This window comes from Amycolatopsis sp. NPDC089917 (genome assembly GCF_040684635.1).
Taxonomy (GTDB): Bacteria; Actinomycetota; Actinomycetes; order Mycobacteriales; family Pseudonocardiaceae; genus Amycolatopsis.
Genome location: NZ_JBFBGL010000014.1, coordinates 1 through 21,977, shown reverse-complemented (window position 1 = coordinate 21,977; position 21,977 = coordinate 1). Strand labels below are relative to the sequence as shown.

Annotated in this window: 13 protein-coding genes; all 13 read right to left on the bottom strand. The window is 72.5% G+C overall.

The genetic code is table 11. The features are described from left to right. Nucleotides 1-29: 29 nt before the first annotated feature. The 13 genes from AB0N89_RS12835 to dhbA all read right to left on the bottom strand — a co-directional run bounded on the left by AB0N89_RS12835 (nucleotide 30) and on the right by dhbA (nucleotide 21,748). Nucleotides 30-1,073, bottom strand: a complete 1,044-nt coding sequence (locus AB0N89_RS12835) for a 3-deoxy-7-phosphoheptulonate synthase (protein ID WP_364203945.1) — start codon at nucleotides 1,071-1,073, stop codon at nucleotides 30-32. Continuing rightward, nucleotides 1,066-2,472 carry a DHA2 family efflux MFS transporter permease subunit gene (locus tag AB0N89_RS12830; RefSeq protein WP_364203943.1) on the bottom strand — a complete coding sequence of 469 codons (1,407 nt, stop codon included), beginning with the start codon at nucleotides 2,470-2,472 and terminating at the stop codon, nucleotides 1,066-1,068. Before AB0N89_RS12830 ends, AB0N89_RS12835 begins: the two co-directional genes overlap by 8 nt. After that, nucleotides 2,469-12,464 carry an amino acid adenylation domain-containing protein gene (locus AB0N89_RS12825; protein WP_364203941.1) on the bottom strand — a complete coding sequence of 3,332 codons (9,996 nt, stop codon included), beginning with the start codon at nucleotides 12,462-12,464 and terminating at the stop codon, nucleotides 2,469-2,471. The genes AB0N89_RS12830 and AB0N89_RS12825 overlap by 4 nt, the downstream gene beginning before the upstream one ends. Continuing rightward, nucleotides 12,458-13,234 carry an ABC transporter ATP-binding protein gene (locus AB0N89_RS12820; RefSeq protein WP_364203939.1) on the bottom strand — a complete coding sequence of 259 codons (777 nt, stop codon included), beginning with the start codon at nucleotides 13,232-13,234 and terminating at the stop codon, nucleotides 12,458-12,460. The genes AB0N89_RS12825 and AB0N89_RS12820 overlap by 7 nt, the downstream gene beginning before the upstream one ends. Next, on the bottom strand, nucleotides 13,231-14,253 hold the full coding sequence (locus tag AB0N89_RS12815; RefSeq protein WP_364203937.1) for an iron chelate uptake ABC transporter family permease subunit: 1,023 nt from the start codon (nucleotides 14,251-14,253) through the stop codon (nucleotides 13,231-13,233). The genes AB0N89_RS12820 and AB0N89_RS12815 overlap by 4 nt, the downstream gene beginning before the upstream one ends. After that, nucleotides 14,250-15,233 (bottom strand): iron ABC transporter permease, encoded by a 984-nt coding sequence (locus tag AB0N89_RS12810; RefSeq protein WP_364203935.1) that lies wholly within the window; start codon nucleotides 15,231-15,233, stop codon nucleotides 14,250-14,252. The genes AB0N89_RS12815 and AB0N89_RS12810 overlap by 4 nt, the downstream gene beginning before the upstream one ends. After that, nucleotides 15,230-16,234, bottom strand: coding sequence for an ABC transporter substrate-binding protein (locus AB0N89_RS12805; protein ID WP_364203933.1), 1,005 nt, complete (start codon nucleotides 16,232-16,234; stop codon nucleotides 15,230-15,232). The genes AB0N89_RS12810 and AB0N89_RS12805 overlap by 4 nt, the downstream gene beginning before the upstream one ends. A 31-nt stretch (nucleotides 16,235-16,265) precedes the next feature. Beyond that, on the bottom strand, nucleotides 16,266-17,120 hold the full coding sequence (locus tag AB0N89_RS12800) for a siderophore-interacting protein (RefSeq protein ID WP_364203931.1): 855 nt from the start codon (nucleotides 17,118-17,120) through the stop codon (nucleotides 16,266-16,268). After that, entirely contained in the window at nucleotides 17,117-17,350 is a 234-nt protein-coding gene (locus AB0N89_RS12795) for a phosphopantetheine-binding protein (protein WP_364203929.1), read from the bottom strand. The genes AB0N89_RS12800 and AB0N89_RS12795 overlap by 4 nt, the downstream gene beginning before the upstream one ends. Beyond that, nucleotides 17,351-18,019, bottom strand: a complete 669-nt coding sequence (locus AB0N89_RS12790; RefSeq protein ID WP_364203927.1) for an isochorismatase family protein — start codon at nucleotides 18,017-18,019, stop codon at nucleotides 17,351-17,353. Continuing rightward, nucleotides 18,016-19,638 carry an AMP-binding protein gene (locus AB0N89_RS12785; protein WP_364203925.1) on the bottom strand — a complete coding sequence of 541 codons (1,623 nt, stop codon included), beginning with the start codon at nucleotides 19,636-19,638 and terminating at the stop codon, nucleotides 18,016-18,018. The genes AB0N89_RS12790 and AB0N89_RS12785 overlap by 4 nt, the downstream gene beginning before the upstream one ends. Next, complete coding sequence (locus AB0N89_RS12780) at nucleotides 19,635-20,831, bottom strand: isochorismate synthase (RefSeq protein ID WP_364203923.1); 1,197 nt, start codon at nucleotides 20,829-20,831, stop codon at nucleotides 19,635-19,637. Before AB0N89_RS12780 ends, AB0N89_RS12785 begins: the two co-directional genes overlap by 4 nt. Nucleotides 20,832-20,998: 167 nt before the next feature. Beyond that, nucleotides 20,999-21,748 (bottom strand): 2,3-dihydro-2,3-dihydroxybenzoate dehydrogenase, encoded by a 750-nt coding sequence (gene dhbA / locus AB0N89_RS12775; protein WP_364203921.1) that lies wholly within the window; start codon nucleotides 21,746-21,748, stop codon nucleotides 20,999-21,001. Nucleotides 21,749-21,977: the final 229 nt, after the last annotated feature.

Here is a 21,977-nt window from a genome sequence, read left to right as displayed (position 1 = left end):
GGTGCGCGGGACGTGACGCAATCAGCCGGCTAAGCGCGGGCCGCTCCAGCGCGCCGCGGGGTGCTCAGCCGCCGTACCGCGTTCGCGCACGCGAGGGACTCCAGCAGCGGCACGGTCCGTTCCCAGCCCAGGCAGGCGTCCGTGATGCTCAGGTCGGGCCGGGGCCGCGTGGACCCGACGTCCTGCCTGCCGTCGGCGAGGTACGACTCGATCATCACCCCGGCCAGGGCGTCGTTGCCCGCCGAGATCTGATCGGCCAGATCCGCGACGACGACGGGCTGCCGGTTGTGGTCCTTGCCGCTGTTGCCGTGCGAGGCGTCGACGACGAGCCGGTGCGGCAGGACCGCCGTGGTCAGCGCGTCGAGGGCGTCCGCGACGGCGTGGGCGTGATGGTTCGGTTTCGGGCCGCCGCGCAGGACGAGGTGGGCGTCCGGATTCCCGGTGCTGCGCTGGATCCGCGGTCGCCCGTCCGCCGCGGCGCCGGGGAACACGTGCGGCAGCGCGGCCGCCCGGACCGCGGCGACGGCCGTGTCCAGCCGTCCGGAGACGCAGTTCTTCATGCCGATCGGCATCGGCAGCCACGACGCCAGGTGCCGGTGCGGCTGGCTCGCCACGGTCCGCGCGCCGATCGCGCCCCAGCTGACGGTGTCGGCGAAGTAGGGTGCCAGGAACGGGTCGACGAACTCGTACGCCAGCGGCAGCCCGGTCGCGGCGGCGTCGGCGAGGAACCGCCGTCCGATCCGGATCCCGGACCCGAGGTCGCCCTTGCCGTCGAGGGTGGGGTCGGGCACCAGGCCGGTCCAGCCCGCGATCGTCCGCGGTTTCTCCAGGTAGGCGCGCAGGACGACGACGAGATCGTCGGCGAAGCGCCCGGACACTTCAGCGAGCCGGTGCGCGTATTCGAGCGCCCCGTCGGTGTCGTGCACCGAACACGGGCCCACGACGACGAGCAGCCGGGAGTCGCGCCGGGCGAGTACGTTCGCGACGGTTTCGCGGTGCCGGGTGATCTCGTCCGGCACGACGTCGCTCGTGGCCACCTCGGCCGGGCTGGGCAGGGTGTCCTGATCAGGCATCCGCGTGACCTTTCTTCTTGTCGGGGGCGGCCGCCCCGGCCCGGGGCAGCCGCGTCGCACCGGCGACCGCCACGACGGCGAGGCCGAGAACACACCAGAAAGCGTCGGCGAAGGCCTCGGCGACGTCCGGGCCGCGCGCGGCCAGCCGGGCCTGCAGCACCACGGCCAGCACCGCGGTGCCGATCGAGCCGCCGAGCGTGTTGAGCAGGTTCAGCGCCCCGGCCGCGCGGGGCAGCCGGGCGGGTTCGACCCGGCGATAGACGATCGTCATCACCGGCGCGCCGATCAGCGCCGCGCCGAAACCGCGCAGCAGCAGGGAAACCGCGATCGCCCAGTCCGGGAGACCAGCGCCGAGCTGGGTGAAGGGCGCGGTGCCGAGGGCGACCAGCCCGATCCCGCTCAGCACCAGGGCGCGCGGCGAGATCCGGTCGACGAGCCGGTTCACCAGGATCGACCCGGCCGCCGCGCCGATGCCCTGGGGCACCAGCAGCAGCCCGGTGTCCCAGGTGGACAGTCCGGCGCCGCGCTGGAGATAGAGCGGGAGCAGGAACATCGTGCCGAACACGGACGCGCCGAGCAGCACCAGCGCGAGCGCGGCGACGCCGAACGGCGGCTGGGTGAACAGCCTCGGATCGAGCAATGGCGCTTCGGCTCGCAGACCATGCCGGACGAACGCCGCGAGCATCACGGCGCCCACCGCGACCGCGAGCCCGGCGACCACCGGGTTCCCCTGTTCGAACCAGGTCAGTCCGAACACCAGCACCGCGAGCCCGGGTGACAGCAGCAGCGCGCCCCGGATGTCGAACCGGTCGCCCCGGCCGCCCGGTTCGCCGGCCGGGACCCAGCGCCGGGCCAGGATCACCGCCACCACGCCGACCGGGAGGTTGACGTAGAACAGCCACGGCCAGTCGGCGACGGCGAGGATCGTGCCGCTCGCCAGCGGGCCGAGTACCGGCGACAACAGCGGCACGAGACCGACGACGCTGATCACGCGGCCGATGCGGTCCGGACCGGCGGCCCGTGCCAGCAATGCCTGACCGGTCGGCGGCAGCAGTCCGCCCGCGAGCCCTTGCAGGACACGGAAGGCGATGAGCGCGGGCAAAGTCGGCGCCAGCGCGCACAACAGGGACGCGAGCAGGAACACCGCGACGGCGGTGAGCCAGACGCGGCGGCCGCCGAACCGGTCCGCGAGCCAGCCGGACGCCGGCACCGCGGTGACCACGGCCAGCAGGTACGCCGTCGTCACCCACTGGACGCCGGTGACCGGCGCGCCGAACTCCTCGGCGAGCGTGTCGACGCCGACCGAGACGATCGTGCTGTCCAGGGTCGCCATGAAGGTGCCGAGCACCAGCACGGCCGCCGTGCGCCACAGCGCGGCGTCGATCGGGCGCGCGGTCACCGCTCCCCCACGAACCCGGCCGCGTCGCCGTCCAGCCAGGACGGCAGTTCCCGGAGGGACCGGACCAGGTCGTCGGCCAGCGACCGAGCGTCGGTGTACCGCGCGTACAGGACGCCCTCCCAGCCGTGCTCGCCCGGGACGACGGTGACGCTCACCGGGTGGTGCGTCCGTTCGCGGAACCTCGTCCCGGTGACGGTCAGGCCGGGCGCGGGTTCGCGCAGCTTCGCCGGATCCACCGGGTAGTTCTCGAACACCAGCAGGCTGTCGAACAGGCGCTCGCGTCCGGCGAGCGACGCGAGTTCGGGCAGACCCATCCGGTGGTGCCCGGTCATCGCCTGCTGCCGTGCTTGCAGATCGGCCAGCGACTCGGCGACCGTCCCGGTGAACCGGGCGCGGACCGGGACGCTGTTCGCCAGCAGCCCGATGATCTCCTCGACACCGTCCACCTCGGACGTCCGGTTCGAGGTCATCACGCCGAAGCTGACGTCCGCGCGTCCCGCGTGCCTCGCGAGTACGGCCGCCCAAGCGCCCTGCAGCAGGGTGTTGGCGGTGAGCCCGCGTTCCGCGCCCAGCCGGGTCAGCTCCCCGGCCAGCCGACTGTCCACAGTGAACAGTGCGGGCGCGTCGGAGCCGCCGTTGCGCGGCAGGTGCTCGCCTTCGGGCAGGCCGTCGAGTTCCGCCCGCCAGGCCCGGACGTCGCCGGAGTGATCGGCCGCGGCGAGCAGGCGGGTGTAGCGGGCCGGTGGCACCGGCTCCGGCAACGGCTTCCCCGCGTACAGCGCGAACAACTCGCCGAGGATCCGCGGCGCGGACCAGCCGTCGGACAGCAGATGGTGGCTGGTCAGCACGAGCGTCTGACGGCCGATTCCTTGCCGCAGCACGGTGACGCGCCACAGCGGCCCGTTCGCCAGGTCGAACGGCTCCGCTAGCTCCTCGTCCAGCGCGGCGTCCACTTCGGACACTTCACGGACACGGAACCCGGCTTGCGGTTCCGCGGGAATGACCTGGACCTCGTGCGACGGCGGGAACACGGCAGCCAGGTTCGGCTGTCGTCGCACCAGAGCGGTCGCCGCCGCCCGCAGCGCCTCGACGTCGAGATCACCAGACAGCGTGAACGCGGCCTGCACCGGGTACGGATCTTCGTCCGCGGTCCGGGACTCGCGCAGGATCACCTCCTGCAACGGCGTCAGCGGCAGGACCTCGCCGGGCCCCGGCACGTCGGCCGCGAGTTCGTCCAGGGCGCGGCCGAAGTGCTCGCCCAGCACGAGGATCTCGTCCTCGGCGAACAGCGCGGACGGCCAGGTGAAGCGGACACCGAGCGTGCCGCCGTCGGAGACCATCGCGTTCACCGTCAGCGCGTACGGCAGCGGCATCTCGACGCCGCCCCCGGAACCGAGCGGATCGGCGTCCGGTGGCCGCTGCCACGGGGTTTCCGTGACCGGGGCCGCCGGGAAGCGGCCGAGGTAGTTCCAGGCGATCTCGGGCCGTGGCCCTTCGACGTCGAGAATCCCGTGGCCGAGGCCGTCGCCCGCCGCGCGCAGGTGATCGCGGACGATGCGCAGCGCGTCCGGCAGCGGCCCGGCGGGCGGGGCGATCCGCGCCGGATGCACGGCGGTGAACCAGCCGGCGGTCTGCGCCAGGTCGACGGTGCCCGCGAAGTCCGGGGTGTGTCCCGGCCGCCCGTGGCTCTCGACGGCGACGAGCAGATCGGCCTCGGTCCCGCGCCAGGCGGCGACCGCGCGGGCGAGCGCGGTCAGCAGCACGGTGTCCGGACCGGTGCGATAAGCCGAAGGCAGGGCGGTGAGCACGGCGTTCGTGGTGTCCGCGCCCACGTCGATCCGGTGATGCCGCGCGGTCGCCACGGTGTCGCGCGCCGGGTCGAGCCGGGTACGGCCGAGGGTGGCCACCGGCGCGGCGGCGACCCCCTGCCAATGAGGCATTTCGTCCTCTCGATGCGGGGCTGCCTCTCGCAGGGATCGGGCCCAGCCCAGGAACGACTGCCCGCGCCGGGGCAGGGTGTTGCCGTGGAAGGCCTGCTCGACGTCGTCCAGCAGCACGCGCCAGGTCACCGCGTCGGCCACCAGGTGGTGGGCCACCAGCAGCAACCGACCGGGCCGCTCCTCTCCCGCGTCCACCAGCACCGCCCGCAGCAAGGGGCCCGTGCGCGGGTCCATGCTCGCCACGATCTGCTCGACCTGCGCGTCCAGCACCGCGCGCGGATCATCGGTCACCCGGACGGCGGTGAGCACGTCGGCGCTGGTCACGGCGCCGACGTCGGGGACGCGCAGCACGTCTTCGACCAGATGCGCGCGCAGGACGTCGTGGCGGGCGAGGACGGCGTCGAGCACCAAGCGCCACCGCGTCACGTCGCCGGCCGAAGGCACGCAGACCTCGACCCATTGACAGAACCCGTCCGCCGCCTTTCCCGCGCGCCGCAGCAGATCGCGCATGATCGGCGTGAGCGGGGCGTCCCCGACGGCGTGGGCTTCCTCGGACCGTTCGGGTTCGCCACACCGCGCGGCGATCCCGGCGACCGTGCCGCCTTCGAAGACGTCACGCGCGGTCAGGTGCAGCCCTTCGCGGCGGGCACGGGACACCACGCGCAGCGACGCGATGCTGTCCCCGCCCGCGTCCAGGAAACCGTCGTCCAGGCCGACATCCGGACCGAGCAGGTCGCGGACCACCCGCAACAGCACGGCTTCCGCCGGGGTGGCGGGCTCACGGCCGCCGTAGGAGCGGGCCTCCGGCGCGGGCAGCGCGGCCCGGTCCAGTTTGCCGCTCGGACCGAGCGGCAGCCGGTCCAGCGGCACGAACGCGGTCGGCACCATGTACGCGGGCAGTTCGGCGGCGAGGTACTCGCGCAGCTCAGCCGGGTCAGGTTCGGCGCCGTCCACGGGAACGACGTACGCGACCAGCCGGTCTTCGCGGACGATCACCGCGGAGGCGCGTACGTCGTCGTGCGCGGTCAGCGCGGTCTCGATCTCGCCGAGTTCGATCCGGAAGCCACGCAGTTTCACCTGGTGGTCGGCGCGGCCGAGGAAGACGATCTGCCCGTCCGGGCGCCAGCGGACCAGGTCGCCGGTGCGGTACATCCGCTCCCCCGGCGGCCCGAACGGGTCGGCGACGAACCGTTCGGCGGTCAGTGCCGCCCGGCCGACATAGCCCTGGGCGAGCTTCGGCCCGGCCAGGTAGAGCTCACCGGTGACGTTCGTCCCGACCGGGAGCAGGCCTCCGTCGAGCACGTACGCGCGGACCTCCGGATCCGGGCGGCCGATCGGCAGCGGTCCGGGGTCGGCCGGGTCGTAGTGCCAGGTGACCGAGTTGATGGTGACCTCGGTCGGGCCGTAGGCGTTGAACAAGGCCCGCCGGTTGCCCCAGCGTCGCGCGAGCTCCGGGTCGAGCCGTTCGGCGCCGACGACGAAGAACACGTCCGGGTCGACGGTCGCGTCGTCGGGCATCGCGGACAGGAACGACGGCAGCAGGTTGAGCCCGGTGACCCGGTGTTCGGCGGCGTAGGCGAGCAGGTCGTCGCCGGAGACGCGCACCTCCTCCGGCGCGATCACCGAGGTCCCGCCGGACAGCAGCGGCAGCATGAACTGCCAGAAGGCGACGTCGAAACTCGTCGAGGCGAAGTGCAGGTACCGCTCGGCGGTCCCGATCCCGACGATGTCCTCCTGCAACGCGATCAGGCTCGGGACGCCGCGATGCGGCACCGCCACGCCCTTGGGTTTGCCGGTGGTCCCGGAGGTGTAGATGACATAGGCGAGCGCGTCGTCGCCTAGCCGGACGGCCGGATCGGAGTCCTCAGTGGACAGTGCGTCCGGGTTCACCACGGGAAGACCGTCGACGTCCGAAGTGGACACCACAGCGGCCGGCTTGATGTCGCCGAGCATGTACGCCAGGCGGTCGGCCGGGTAGTCCGGGTCCATCGGGACGTGCACCGCGCCCGCCTTGATGACGCCGAACAGCGCGACGACGAGGTCGACGTCGCGGCGCAGCAGGACCGCGACCGGGTCCTGGGGCTTCACGCCCGCCTCGATCAGGGTGTTCGCGAGCCGGTTGGCACGACGGTCCAGTTCGGCGTACGTGAGACTCCGTTCGCGGCACACGACGGCCTCGGCATCCGGCGTCTCGTGGACCCAGCGGCCGAACTCCTCCAGCATTCCGCCGCGTTCACGACGGGGTTCCGGTCCTTCGCCTAGGCGCAGCATGGCGCGTTCTTCGTCGGCGTCGAGCGACCGCAGCCGGGAGACCGGTCGCGCGGGATCGGTGAGGATCTCGTGCAGCACGGCCCGCAGCCAGCGGCCGAAGGACTCGGCCTCGTCGCGGGTGAAGGCCTGCGGCTGGTAGCCGAGGCCGACGGTGAACTCGTCGCCCGGCAGCACGATCACCGTGAGCGGGTAGTGCGTGGCGTCGGTGATGTCGACCCCGACGAGGTCGAGCCCGGGCGCCAAGGTCGTGCGGGCGCGGCTGGAGAGCGGGAAGTTCTCCATCACCAGCATCGTGTCGAACAGGTCGCCGACGCCGGCCGCGCGCTGGATGTCCGGCAGCCCGGTGTGATGGTGATCGGTGAGCCGGACGCTTTCGGTGTGCACCCGCTCCAGCACGGTGAGCGCGGTGTCGGCGGCGTCGAACCGCACGCGCACCGGGATCGTGCTGCCGAGCTGGCCGACCATGCGCTCGACGCCGGGGACGTCGGCCGGGCGTCCGGAGACCGGGCAGCCGAAGACGACGTCACGGCGGCCGGTGAGCCTGGCGAGCAGGACGCCCCAGGCGGTCTGGAACACCGTCGTCGGGGTGATGCCGCGTTCACGGGCGAAGACCCACAGCCGCTCGCTGAACTCCCCGCCCAGTTCCACCGTGACGCGTTCGGGACGCTCCACAGTGGACTCCAGGCTCGCCGGAGCGAGCCTCGTTCCTTCGTCGAGTCCGGCCAGTGCCTCGCGCCACGCCTCCAGTGCCGCGTCGGGATCGCGTTCGCCGAGTACCCGGTGGTACTCCGAAAGCGGCGGCGCGACCGGGGCGGCCGGTCCACCGCCGAGTTCGGCGTAGGTCGCCAACAGCGTGCGGCCGACCAGCGGCATCGACCAGCCGTCCAGCAGCGCGTGATGGTTGGTGAGCACCAGGCGGTGCTCGCCCGGGCCCAGCGTCAGCAGCAGGAACCGGATCAGCGGCGGGGCCGCCGGGTCGAAGGGGCGGGCCAGTTCGGCGCGGCATTCGTCCGCGACCTGGTCCGGCGACACGCTCGCGAATCGCCAGTCCAGCGTGACGTCGGCGGGCACGACCTGGACGACCTCGCCCGCGTCGGTGGTGTGCAGGTGGACGCGCAGCGCGGGATGCCGCCGCAGCACTTCCGCCGCGGCCTCCCGCATGCGGCCGGCGTCGAGCGCGCCGCTGAGCAGGGTGACGGCCTGCACCACGTACACGTCGGTGTCTTCGGTGCCGCGCGCCAGGGTGTGGAACGAGAGCCCGGTCTGCAGCGGGGTCGCGGGCAGGACGTCCTCGACGCGGCCCAGGCGTTCGAGCGCGTCGATGTCGGCCTGGTCGAGGCCGACCAGCGGCAGGTCCGACGGGGTGAGCCCACCGCCGTCCGGTCCGATCCGGGCGGCGTGCGCGGCCAGGGCCTCCAGCGCACGGGACCATGCTTCCTGGAGTGCTTCGACGCTTTCGGCGTCGAGCACTTCACTGGCCGCCGTCCATTCGACGGCGAGCCGAGGACGGCCGTCCTCGCGGACGAAGCAGTTCAGCGCCAGTACCTGTTCCAGCGACTTCGCGTCCGGTTCGGTGACCGCGAACGGGTCCTCCTCCGGCAGCCGCCAGCCTGTGCCGGGCAGTGCCGCGAACCGGCCGAGGTAGTTCAGGACGACGTCCGGCGGTGGGACGGCGGCTAGTTCGTCCCGGGTGAGCGGGTCGAGGTAACGCAGGACGCCGAAGCCGACGCCGTTGTCCGGCACCGCGCGTTTGGCCTCTTTGGCGGCCCGCAGCAGTTTGCCGGCCGCGTCTCCGCCCGCGAGCGCGCCGTCGAAGTCCGCGGTCGCGGCGACCGCGGAGGCGGGCACCCGGAGCGGATGTTCGGCGGTGAACCAGCCGACGGTGCGTGACAGGTCCAGGCCGTCCTGATCCCGGCCGTGCCCTTCGAGAGACACGGTTTCGGCCTCGACCGGAGCGCCGCGCCACGATCGGAGAGCGAGCACGAGCGCGGCGAGCAGGACGTCGTCCGGTCCGGCGCGGTAAGCCGCGGGCAGGCCGGTGAGCACCGCATCGGTCTGTTCCGGTGAGGCGATCGTCGTCGAACGCCGCGCGGTCGCGACGGTGTCGATGGCCCGGTCGAGCGCCCGGTGACCGAGACGCGGACCGCCGAGCGCGCCGCGCCAATGGTCGAGCTCGCCTCGGCGGGCACCGGAATTCCCTTGCTCGGCAAGGAGAAGCGCGTGACGCCGCCACGACGTCCCGGTGTGTTCGAGCGGCTCTCCGGCGCAAGCGGCACGCAGGTCCGGCAGGAGGATCCGCCAGGAGACGCCGTCGATCGCCAGATGGTGGATCACGATGACGAGGTGGTCCGGCAGCAGCGCGACCCTGAGCACCCCGGTCCGGAGATCGAGGGACGCCGCGAGTCGCGCCGCGACCTCGGCCGGGTCACCGGTCGTCTCGATGACGACGTCGGACGCCTTCACCGCCCCGCGCTCGCGGACCCGCATTTCGTCCTCTACATGCAGACGGAGGACGTCGTGGTGGTCCAGCAGCGTTTGGACGCCCTCGATCAGCAGGTGAGGCGGAAGGTCCTCGTCGAGCCGGATCGCGGTCCATTGCGTGTAGCCGGCGATCACCGTGACGTCCGGATGCGGGTCGAGCAGGGCGCGGACGATCGGCGGGGCGGGCACTTCACCGACGGGTTCGTCCGGCTGTTCCGCCGGGCCGCCGATCTCCGCGCTCGCGGCCGCCAGCGCCTCGAAACTGCGGCGGGCCAGCAGATCACGCGGCCGCAGGTCGAGGCCGTGCGCGCGCAGCCTGCTGCTGACGCTGATCGCGGTGATGCTGTCGCCGCCGAGGGCGAAGAAGTCGTCGTCGACCGCGACCTCGTCGACGCCGATCACCTCGGCGATGGTCGCGCACAGCAGCCGTTCGCGTTCGGTGGCCGCGGTCCGCCCGGCCGCCGCGCGCGGGGCGGGCAGCGCGACGCGGTCGATCTTCCCGTTGGAGGTCAGCGGAAGCGCGTCGAGGACGACCACGGCGGCGGGCACGAGATGCTCCGGCACCCGCTCGGCGAGTTCGGCGCGGACGTCGTCCGGGACGACCTCGCCGACGACGTACCCGACGAGCCGCGGTCCCCGCACCGCGGCGGCGGCCGCACGCACGCCGGGCACTGCGGCCAGCGCGGCCTCGACCTCGCCGAGTTCGACGCGGTGGCCGCGCACCTTCACCTGACCGTCGCGGCGGCCCAGGTATTCCAGCCCTCGGCCGGGCACCCAGCGCGCGAGGTCCCCGGTGCGGTACATCCGGTCGCCGGGAGCGCCGAACGGATCGGCGACGAACCGCTCGGTGGTGGCGCCGGGACGTCCGAGGTAGCCGCGCGCCAGATGCGGTCCGGCGAGGTAGAGCTCGCCCGGCGAGCCCGCGGGCGCCGGCCGCAGCGCGGCGTCGAGCACCCGGACCGAAGTCCCCGGTACGGCGGTCCCGATGGTCGGTTCCCCGTCGTCCAGCCAGGATCCGGCACCGTCCACAGTGGTCTCGGTCGGGCCGTACATGTTGCGGGCACGGACACCAGACGCCGCGACCTCGCGCCACAGCGCGGGCGGGGTCGCCTCGCCGCCGAGGACGAGCAGCGCGGGCCGGTCCGCGCCGTCGAGCAGTCCGGCCTCGATCAGGGGCGCGGCCATCGACGGCGTGGTGTCGACGACGTCGATCCGGTCGCGGGCGAACGCGGCGAGCAGTGCGTCGGCGTCGCGGGCGACGTCGGTGCCGTAGACGTGGAGTTCGTGCCCGAACAGCAGCCACATCAGCTGATCGAGCGCGGAATCGAAGGCGAACGAGTAGGTGTGCGCGACGCGCAGCCGCCTGCCCGTGGCCCGTTCGGTCTCGGCGACCGTGGTCGCGCGGTGATGACGCAGCAGCGTGGTCAGCCCGCCGACCCGGCCGAGCACGCCCTTGGGGCGGCCGGTCGAACCGGACGTGAAGATGACGTACGCGAGATCTTCCGGATGGCGCGGGATCTCCAGCGGCGAAGAGTCCAGAGTGGACAGATCGGTTCCGCCGAGCAGAAGCTGCGGCCCCGGCACGATTTCCGGATCGTGGGCCACGGTGAGCACGGCACCGGCTTCGGCGGCGAGTTCCCGCAACCGCTCGACGGGATGGGCGAGATCGAGCGGCAGGAACGCGGCCCCGGCGTCGAGCACCGCCAGCAGGGCGACCACGAGATCCGCGGACCGCGGCAGGGCCAGCGCGACGACGTCATCGGCTCCGACACCTCGAGCCCGCAACGCCCGCGCGAGCCGGTGCACACGCGCGACGAGTTCTCCGGCGGTCAGCCGTTCGTCACCGGACACCAAGGCAGTCTGGTCAGGGTCGAGCTCGGCCAAGAGTTCAGGTACATCACCAAGGTCCGAGGAAGGCGCGGGCGTGGACCACGCTTCCAGGAGCGTGTCCCGCTCCCCCGCCGGCACGAGATCCGCGCCGCCGACGATCGGGCCGTCCGGTTCGGTCAGCGCGGTGATCAGGCAGCGCAGCGCGGTCAGCTTGGCGTCGACCGCGGCCTGGTCGTGGGTCCGCGCGTCGACCTCGAAGCCGAGCAGCAGCCCGCCGCCGGACGTCGGGAGCACGGACAGGCCCATGTCCTCGGGCGGCCCGCCCGCGACGTTGCGCATCGTGCCCTGCGAGCCCGCGAAGTCGAGCTTCAGGTCGAACGCCTTGAGGTTGATGCCGCGGCCGTGCAGCAGCGCCCCTGCCCCGGGCACCGCGAGATCCTGCGGCAGATCCTCGCCGCGATAACGCTGATGCGCGCGCATCTCCTTCAGCGCCCCCGCGACCCGCGCGGTCAGCTCGGTCCCCGAGTCCTCCGGGCGCACCGTGACCCGCAGCGGCAGCACGTTGACCGCCATCGCCGGGGTCCGCAGCGCGCCCCCTTCGCGGCACATCAGCGGCATCGCGAACACGACGTCGGTCCAGCCGAGGACGCGGTGCAGGAACGCGGCGTAGCAGGCGATCAGCGCGTCGCCCCAGGTCGTCCCGGACCGTTTGCCCAGCTCACGCAGGCGCGCCAGCTCCGAAGCGGGCAGGACCGACCGCGCGGTCACCGTGTTCTCGGGCGGCCCGGACGCGCTGCCGCCGTCGTCGAGGTCCGGCAGCGGCGTGAACCGCTCCCGCCAGTACTCGCGATCCTGCTCGAACCGTTCGCTCTCGCGGTATTCGCGATCGGCTTCGACCAGATCGGCGAACCGGGCGAACGTCGAAGGCGGGACGTCCTCGCCCTGGACCGAAGCGGTGTAGCGGGCCGCCGTCCGGCGCGCGAGCATCGCGGCGGTGTAGCGGGCCGCCGTCCGGCGCGCGAGCATCGCGGCGGTGTAGCCGTCGAACACCAGGTGATGCCCGAGCTGGGTGAACCACACCCGCGACTCCGAGACCCGCAGCACGAGATGGGCGAACAACGGCCGGTCCACCATCCCGCGGCACGCCTCGGCGACCCGGCGCCGTTCGGCCGCCACCCGCGCGTGCGCAGCGGTCTCCGGATCGGCCTCACCGCGCAGATCCACGACCTCCGGCGACGGCACCGGTTCCGTGGACACCGCCTGGCGCGGGCCGTCCGGGGTCTCGAAGACGCGTAACCGCAGGCTGTCGGCTTCTTCGGCGGTCGCCCGGATCGCTTCGGCGAGTGCGTCGAGATCGACTGCCTGATCGCCGTCGATCTCGACGACGTCACCGACGACGTAATAGGGCGAGTCGGGCTCCAGGCGCTGCGCGGTCCAGATTCCGAGCTGGGCTCCGGTGAGGGTCAGCATGAGGGCACCACCATCGGGGTTCCGGTCACCGGGTCGGGCACGACGACACTGGGGAGATCGAAGACCTCTTTCATCAGCTCCGCGTCGACGATGTCGGCGGGCGCGCCTTCGGCGACGATCCGGCCGTCCCGCAACGCGACGAGATGGTCGGCGTAGCGGCAGGCCTGGTTGATGTCGTGCAGGACGGCGATCACCGTGCGGCCCTCGTCGCGCAGCCGCGCCAGCAGGTTCAGCAGCTGGTACTGGTGCGCGATGTCGAGGAACGACGTCGGCTCGTCGAGCAGCAGGTACGGCGTCTTCTGCGCCAGCACCAGCGCCACCCACACGCGCTGCCGCTGTCCGCCCGAGAGTTCCTGCACCGGCCGTTCGGCCAGCCCCGCCACCCCGGCCGCGGTCATCGCGTCGAGCACCGCGCGTTCGTCCTCTTCGGACCACGACGCGAACAGCGACTGGTGCGGGAACCGGCCGCGCGCGACCAGCTGCCGGACGCGGACGTCCTCCGGCGCGACCGGATCCTGCGGCAGGAAACCGAGTTCCCGCGCCAGCCCCTTGCCGGGGAAGGATCCGACGCTCTTGCCGTCGAGCAGGACCTCGCCGCTCGACGGCTGCAGCAGCCGGACGAAAGCGCGCAGCAAGGTGGACTTGCCGCAGGCGTTCGGCCCGACGACGGCGGTGAACGCGCGGTCGGGCACGTCGAGGCTCAGCCGGGTCGACACGATCCGGTCGCCGTAGCGCAGGGTCAGCTCCCGCGCGGTCAAGCGGGCACTCATGTGCGCCGCACCTCCTTGGTGAGCAGCCAGATCAGGTAGCCGCCGCCGATCACGGTGCTGACCACACCGACCGGCAGCGATTCCGGGGCGAGCAACATCTGGGCGGCCAGGTCGGCGCCGGTCAGCAGCACGGCGCCGGTGAGCGCGGCGGGCAGCAGGCCGATGCCGGGCGTGCGGGCCAGCCGCCGCCCGATCTGCGGCGCCGCCAGCGCGATGAACGCGATGGGCCCGGCGACGGCGGTGACCGTGGCCGTGCAGCCGACCCCGATCAGCACCAGGACCAGCCGCAGCCGGTCCCAGCGGACGCCGGTGGTGACCGCCAGCGCGCCGCCGAGCGCGGCCTGGTGCAGCGCCGGCGCCCGGGTGAACAGGACGACGAACAGCACCGCGAGCACCCCGAACGGGATGGCGACGTCGTCCCAGCCGACCCCGTTGAGGGAACCGGCGTTCCAGCCGACCGCCGCGATCGCGATCTCGAGATCGGCGCGCAGCACGATCCACGAGTTGAGCGCGGTCAGCATCGCGTTGATCGCGATGCCGATGACGATCAGCCGCAGCCCGGACAGTCCGCCGCCGAGCGACAGCGCGTACACGACGGCCGCCGTGATCACCCCGCCCAGCACCGAACCGATCGTCAGCTGGGTGGACGTCCCCGAAAGCACGGTGATCGCGAACAGCGCGCCGGTGTAGGCACCGGCGTCGAGGCCGATCACGTCCGGGCTGCCGAGCGGGTTGCGCGTGATGTTCTGGAAGATCGCGCCGGCCAGGCCGAGGGCGGCACCGAAGACGAGGCCCGCCAGCACGCGCGGCAGGCGCCATTCCCGGATGACCACGCCGGGGCCGCCGCCGGAACCGGTGAGCGCGGCGAACACGCGGGCGGGAGTCGCCCACGCCGCGCCGTAACAGAGCCCGAGCAGCGTCAGCCCGGCGATGACCACGAGCATCGCCACGACGAACCAGAGGGTGCGGCGTTCGATCCGGGCGGAGAACCGCCCGCGCCGCAAGATCACAGTGTTCACAGCGGCGCCGCCCCGTACTTGCGGACGGCCCAGATCAGCACCGGGCCGCCGAGGAACGCGGTCACGATCGCGACTGGGACCTCACCGGTCGGCAGCAGGACCCGGGATCCGACGTCCGCGGCCAGCATGAGGACCGGGCCGAGCAGCGCGGCGAACGCGATCAGCCACGGGATCGACGCGCCGGCCACCCGCCGCGCCAGATGCGGAACGATCAGCCCGACGAACAGGATCGGCCCGGCCAGCGCGGTCGCCGCGCCCGCCATCAGCGTGATCAGCAGCAGGGTGATCGTCCGGACGCGGGCGACGTTCGCGCCGAGGGTGTGCGCGACCGTCTCGCCGAGCGCGATGGCGTTGAGCTGACGGCTCACCGCGAACGCGCCCAGCAGGGACAGGCCGATGACGATCAGCGGGACCGTGGTCGGCGCCTGTTCGCGGCCGGCCAGTGAACCCACCGACCAGAACCGGTAGACGTCGAAGGTGTCCGGGAACAGCAGCCGCAGGCCGAGCGTGAGGCCCAGCAGTACGGCGCTCAGCGCGGTCCCGGCGAGCACCAGCCGCAACGGCGACCGGCTGCCGACCGCGTACACCAGCGCCGACGCGCCCACGGCGCCCACCACGGCCAGGCCCAGTTCGGCGGGCGCCGACGCGGCGAGGCCGAACGCCGAGCCCACCGCGATGGCGAACCCGGCCCCGGCGGTCACGCCGAGCACGCCGGGTTCGGCCAGCGCGTTGCGCGACAGGGCCTGCACGAGCACCCCGCCGACGGCGAGCGCCGCGCCGACCCCGATCGCGAGCACCGCCCTCGGCATCCGGATGTCCAGGACCACCGCCCGGTCACTCGGATTCCCCTCGCCCAGCAGGGCGCGCACGACCTCGCCGGGGGCGATGGCGTGCGCGCCGACGCCGACGCTCAGCACGGCGACCACGACGAGCCCGAGCAGTGCGGCGCCGAGCAGCGCGGACCGCCCGGTGGTGGTCACTTCTTGAGCAGCGGCGCGAGCGCCTGGTCGACGGCGTCCAAAGTGGACGTCGCGGCCCGGTAGGTGGCGGCCTCGGTGTAGCGGAACGGGTAGACCTTGCCCGCCTTCACCGCGGGGAGTTCCTTCCACAGCGGCGAGTCGAGGACGTACTTGACCGGCGCGGGCACGGAACCGTCCGCGCTGACCGAGTAGGTGATCGCCTCGGCCTCGGCGAAGGCCGTCGGCAACTCTTCGATCGACGGGTACTCGCTGACGTCCTTGGAGCCGCCGCCCTTGACCTTGACCTGGCCGTAGTAGGTGGCGCCGAGGTCCTGGGCGATGTTGGTGCCCCAGGAACCGTTGAACTCGCGCTGGAAGTTGCCCTTGGCGACCTCGCCGTAGGCACCGACGTGGCCCAGCTTCAGCTGCGGCAGCACGGCCTTGTACTTCTCGGCCAGGCCCTTGGCCTTGGTGTCGTACGCGGTCTTGATCGCGTCGAACCCGGCGGCCGCGCCGGCAGCGTCGGCCTGCTTGCGGGAGAGGTCACGCCACATCGACGGCACCGACGGGCCGATCGCCACGACCGGGGCGATCGCTTCCAGCCGCTTGATGTCGATGTCGGCGAGCACCGGCTTCGGCACGCCGATGACGATGAGGTCCGGGTCCGCCTGCGCGATCGCCTCGTAGTTCGTCTCCGACGCCGCCTCGCCCGCGACCTTCGCCAGCTCGTCGTACTTCTTGCGCTCCTGTTCGTTGAACAGCGGGATGCCGCGCTTCCAGCTGGACACCCCGACCAGCGGCGCGCCCGCTTCGAGCAGCGCGGGCACGGCGTAACCGGTGGCGATGACCCGCTTCGGCGAGACCGGGATGGTGATCTGGCCGTTGTCGGCCGCGAACACCCGGGTCTGGCCGCCTTCGGCCGTCTTGCCGTCGTCGCCGGAGCCACAGGCGGTGGCCGCGGTCGCGACCGTCAACGCGAGCGCGAGCGCTCCGGCGAAGCGGCGGGTTCTTGTGGTGCGCATGGGTTTTCCTCGTTTTTCCAATGGGTGGGGATCAGTGGTCGTGCTCGTCGTCGAAATCGGCGACCCCGCGCTTCCAGTAACCGGTCACGTCGTGGTCGTCCTTGCCGAGCCCGAGGTCGTTCTTGAGCCAGCGGCGCAGCGGTTTGATCTGTCCCGCCTCCCCCGCGACCCAGGCGTAGAGCCGTTCCCCGGCGGGGACCTCGATCGTCCGGACCGCGCGGGCCAGCACGTCGGAGGCGCCCGGCGCGACGTCGCCCCGGTGCAGCCAGTGCACTTCGACGTCCTCGGGCGCGGACAGTTCGATCTCCTCGCTCGCGTCGGTGACCTCGATGAACGCCCAGCCCGCGGCGGTGCGCGGCAGTTCTTCGAGCCAGCGCGCGATCGCGGGCAGCGCGGTGAGGTCACCGGCGAGCAGGTAGCGGTCGTAGGTGTGCGGCACGATCAGCCCGCCGGGCGGACCGGCGACGTGCACCGGCGTGCCGGGGGTGACCTTCTCGGCCCAGCCGGAACCGAGTCCGCCTTCGTGCAGCGCGACGTCGAGGTCGAGTTCCCCGGAAGCCGGGTCGTACCGGCGGACGGTGTACTCGCGCGACGTCGGCGACGGCTTCGGCCAGCGCAGCATGTCGCCGTCCTGCACCGGCAGCTTCGGTTCGGCGTCCAGTTCGGGGAACAGGAGCTTGACGTGTTCGTCGGGCGAATGCGCCTCGAAGCCCGCCGTTCCGGGACCGCCGAGGGTGACGCGGAGCAGGCCGGAGCCGATCATCTCGGTGCGCACGACTTCGGCCTGACGGACGCGGATCGGGTACGGGACCTTCTCCGCGTGCGCGCCCTCGCGGACTTCGGCGATGCGTTCGAGGTGCCGGTGGCGGTGGTCGGCGCGGCTCACGCGGCGCTCCCGGTGAGGACCCGCGTCCAGTGACCGAGGGTCGGCTGCTCGGCGAGGTCGGCGAACTCCAGGGTGTCCGCGCCTTCGGTGCGCCACTGCTCGACCAGGCCCATGATCCGCATCGAGTCGAGGCCGAGATCGGTGAGATCGGTGTCCGGCGTCAGCTCGGCCGGGTCGCAGCCGAGCAGTTCGGCGACGTCCGACTGGATCTTCGCTGGGGTGAGGCTCATTTACTGTGCTCCGGCGTGGATCGAGGCCAGCGCGGAGACCGCGGCGGCCGTGGTGGTCAGGGCGCCGCAGCGCTGGGCGACGTACTCGCAGGCCTGGTCGTGGCGTTCGCGGGAGAAGTCCGCGACCGCGTCGCCGACCAGGAACGGCTGGACGTCGCGCATGAACGCCTCGACGGCGGTGGCCTGGCAGCCGATGTGCGCGTAGACGCCGGTGATCAGCAGCTGGTCGCGGCTCGCTTCGGCGAGCTGTTCGGTGAACGTGCTGCGCTGGAACGCGCTGTAGCGCCACTTCGTCAGCACGGTGTCACCCGGTTTCGGGGCGAGTTCGCTCACGACGTCGGCGGCCGCCGGGTCGTCGTCGATGACCGCGCCGATGCCGTCGCCCCAGAATTCGGTGAGCAGGCCGCGGTCTTCGGCGGCCTGGCGGCCGGGCTGCGCGGTGTAGAACACCGGGACCCCCGCGGCGCGGGCGGCGTCGGCCAGCGCGGCGATGTTCGCGACCATCTCCGGGATCGGGGATCCCTCGTACGGCGCCAGGAAATAGCGCTGCGCGTCGTGCACCAGCAGGGCGGCGCGGGCGGGGTCGGGCTTCCAGCCGACCCGTCCGGCGGGCAGCTCGGCCTCCGTCGGCAGGGCGTACGGCTGGATCTTGGGCAGTGACACGTTCACTTCTCCTTCGCCAGGGCGGCCAGCGCCGCCCGCAGCTCGCGTTTGCTGGTCTTGCCGACACCGGTCACCGGGAACTCCGGCACCACCTGGACCAGATCGGGCACCTTGAACGCCGCCACGCCGCGCTCGCGGACGAACCGGCGCAGCTCCGCCGCGGCGGGCTCGGCACCGGCCGCGGGGACGACGTAGGCGCAGGTGCGCTCCCCCAGGTACGGGTCCGGCACCGCGACGACGGCGGCGTCGAGCACTCCGGGGTGCGCCATCAGATGGTTCTCGACCTCTTCCGCGGCCACCTTTTCGCCGCCGCGGTTGATCTGTTCCTTGGCCCGGCCGACCACTTCCAGATGTCCCGACGGATGCTGCCGCACGAGGTCCCCTGTGCGGTAGAAGCCGTCTTCGGTGAACGCGGTCTTGTTGTGCTCGGCAGCGCGGTAGTAACCGCGGATCGTGTACGGCCCGCGGGTCAGCAGCGCGCCGATCTCGCCCGGTGTGACGATGTCGTCCGAAGTGGACAGTGGATCGTCCGGGTTCACGACGCGGATCTCGTCATCCGGGGAGATCGGCCGCCCCTGGGTGGCCAGGACGTACTCGTCGGGGTCGTCGAGCCGCGTGTAGCAGACCAGGCCCTCGGCCATGCCGAACACCTGCTGCAGCCGGCAGTCCAGCGCGGGCCCGATCTTCTCGGCGAGTTCGCGGGCGCACTTGGCGCCACCGACCAGTAGCACGTCCAAAGTGGACAGATCGCGGGTGGTCCGCGCGGCCGCTTGCGCCCACGCGGCGGCCAGCGGCGGGACGAGCCCGGTGATCGTCACGCCTTCGGCCTCGATCAGCCGGAACGCGGTGTCGGCGTCCGGACGCGGCGCGAACACGGTGGCCGCGCCGGCGTGCAGGGCGCCGAGGAGACCGGGCGAGCTGAGGGGGAAGTTGTGCGCGGCGGGCAAGGCCGCCAGGTACACGCTCTCCGGGCGCAGGCCGCAGATCCGGGCGCTTTCCCGGACGCTGTAGAGATAGTCGTCGTGCGTGCGCGGGATCAGTTTGGGCAAGCCGGTGCTGCCGCCCGACAACTGGAGGAACGCGACACCGGCGGGATCCGGATCCGGCAGGGCACGCGGAGCGGCCGCTTCGAGAGCGGCGAATTCCTCCGTGCCGACGACGAAAACCTCGCGCACCGACGGGATTTCGGCCGCGACCGAGCGGGCCATGGCCGCGTGGTCGAACCGTTCGTGCTCGCCGACGGTCAGGATCGCCGCGGCTTCGCTCTGCTCGGCGAAGTGCCGCAGTTCGCTGGCCCGGTGCGCGGGCAGCGCGAACACCGGCAGCGCGCCGGCACGCCACAGTCCGAAGATGACGGACGCGAATTCGGGCACGTTCGGCAGTTGCACGACGACCCGGTCACCGGCCTGGATCCCGGCTCCGGCGAACCCGGCGGCGAGGCGATGCGCCCGCTCGTCGAGTTCGGCGAAGGTCCAGCGCCCGGTCTCCCCGATCACGGCGAGCCGTTCGGCGTAGGCCTCGGCGAGGCTGGTCAGCAACTTGCCGAAGGTCTGGCCGCGCCAATATCCCGAAGCCCGGTAGCGCGCGGCGGTTCCGGGCGGCCAGGGCGTGTGATCCGGGCTCACGCCACTCCCTCCAAACCCAGTGCCCGCAGCATGGTGCCGAACTTCGCGCCGGTCTCGGCGAGTTCGGCCGCCGGGTCGGAACCCGCCACCACACCGGCCCCGGCGAACAGCCGCACGGTCCGGTCGCGCACTTCGGCGCAGCGGATGGTGACGACCCATTCGCCGTCCCCGTCCTGGTCGGTCCAGCCGACGAGACCCGCGTAGTAGCCGCGATCCTCGGGTTCGAGGGCGGCGATGGTGTCGCGGGCGAGTCCGGTCGGCACGCCGCAGACGGCGGGTGTCGGATGCAGCGCTTCGGCGAGCGCGAGCGCGGAAGAACCGGCGTCGCCCGCGTCGGCGAGTCGTCCGCTGATGCGGGTCGAGAGGTGCCACATCGTGGGTGTGCCGATCACTTCGGGTTCGACGGGAACGTCGAGGTCGACGCAGAAGCGGCCCAGCACTCCGGCCACCTGCGCGGCGACGTGGGCGTGTTCGGCACGGTCCTTTTCGGACGCCAGCAGATCACTGACGCGCCGGGCGTTTTCGGCGTCGTCGGCCACCCGCGGCCGCGACCCGGCCAGCGGATTGGCCGTGACGACCCGGCCGCGGCGGGAGACCAGCAGTTCCGGGCTCGCGCCGATCAGGGCGCGCGGCGCGGGATCCCCGGGCGCGCTGACGTCGACCGCGAAGGCGTGCGCGGCCGGGTCGGCGTGGACGAGACGGGCCAGCAAGTGAGGCACGGCGACGGGATCGCCGCCGGTGACGTCGAGGCAGCGGGCCAGCACGATCTTGCGCAGGTCACCGTCGCGGATCTCGTCCAGCGCCTTGGCCACCGCGGTGGTGTAGACCTCCGGCGCGGGCCGCGGCGAGACCGACCAGGTCCCGCCCCCGAGCGGCGACACCGGACCGCTCGCTCGCGGCGGACCGGCCCGGCGCACCACGGCGGGCACCACCAGGCTGCTCGGGGCGTCGGGGCGGAACCCGATCGCCCCGGCCACCACGGGTTCGGACACGCCCGCCACCAGGGCGGCGTCGAGGACTTCGGCGGCGGCGCGGGCACGCTCGCCCGGCGCCGCGTGGACCGGCGAGTACACCCCGTCGGCGAGCAGCGATCCTCGAGCGGACGAGTAGTAGAACGATCCGGGCAGATACGCCGCCAGCAGATCGGCCGCCTGGTGGACCGGCCTTGGTCGAGCCGGTGCAGGTGAGGACACGACAGGATTCCCTTTCGCAAATACCACTGACCAGGTGGGCACTCTTGGTGCGCCACAGTGCCTTTTCGCCGGCGCGGAACGCGACCCCCCGGACGCGCCGGACACACCTTTTCGGTTAGCCTAACCTAATCATACGGACCCGAAAAGTCTTCGTTGCGTCATCGAGATCACCCGCGGAGCGTGGCACCACCGTCGACATAGAGGTTCTGCATCGTGATGTGCCGCGCGCGTTCGGAGGCGAGAAACAGGACGGCGTCGGCGATGTCGGCGGGCTCGGCCATCCGGCCCAGCGGAATGCCGACGCGGTACTGCTCCTGATTTCCCGCGATGACAAGGTCAGCGCCGTTCTCGTCCGTCCACAGTAGACGTTGCATGTCGGTGTCGGTCGAGCCGGGCGAGACGATGTTGCAGCGGATTCCGGACCCGGCGAGTTCGAGCCCGAGACAGCGGGTCAACATCGTCGCCGCCGCCTTCGACGCGGCGTACGCGGCCATCCCGGTACGCGGGACACCCGCCGCGTTCGACCCGACGGTCACCAGCACGCCGCTTCGACGGGACAGCATCCGGCGGGAGATCTCACGGAGCACGGTGAAGACGCCGGTCGAGTTGACCGCGAAAGTCGCGGCCCAGTCCTCGTCGCTCGTCTCGCAGACGGATCCCGGTTTCAGCACGCCCGCGACGGACACCCCGATGCCGATCGGCCCCAGTTCGCGTTCGACCCGCTCGACCACCCGCGCAACGGCCGCGGGATCCCCGACGTCCGCGACGAACGAGGTCACCCCGTCCCAGGCGGGCCCTTCCGTCAGGTCCACCGCCGCCACGATCGCGCCGGCCTTCGCCAGCGCGTCCACGACGGCCGCGCCGATCCCGCGCGCGCCTCCGGTTACGAGCGCGACCCTGCCCTCGATCCCTTCCACGCCAAACCACCCCACGTCCCGTTTGCTTAGCCTTGCCTAAGCTAGCTGGCGAATCCGGGCAAAGCGAGGGACCGACACCGGTGATTCGGGCCACTCCTGACCGGGCAGGGGTCGGGCAGCAGGTGGCAAGTCCGTGAAGGCCTCCTTGAGGGACCCTGGGTCCCTCAAGGAGGCCTTCACGGACTTCGGCCCAACACCTGCGCCGCTTTGCCTTACAGCCCCACCAACA

Coding starts and splice junctions, on each gene's coding strand:
- AB0N89_RS12835 (WP_364203945.1), bottom strand. CDS start 1,073: ATGCCTGATCAGGACACCCTGCCCAGCCCGGCCGAGGTGGCCACGAGC.
- AB0N89_RS12825 (WP_364203941.1), bottom strand. CDS start 12,464: ATGCTGACCCTCACCGGAGCCCAGCTCGGAATCTGGACCGCGCAGCGC.
- AB0N89_RS12820 (WP_364203939.1), bottom strand. CDS start 13,234: ATGAGTGCCCGCTTGACCGCGCGGGAGCTGACCCTGCGCTACGGCGAC.
- AB0N89_RS12805 (WP_364203933.1), bottom strand. CDS start 16,234: ATGCGCACCACAAGAACCCGCCGCTTCGCCGGAGCGCTCGCGCTCGCG.
- AB0N89_RS12795 (WP_364203929.1), bottom strand. CDS start 17,350: ATGAGCCTCACCCCAGCGAAGATCCAGTCGGACGTCGCCGAACTGCTC.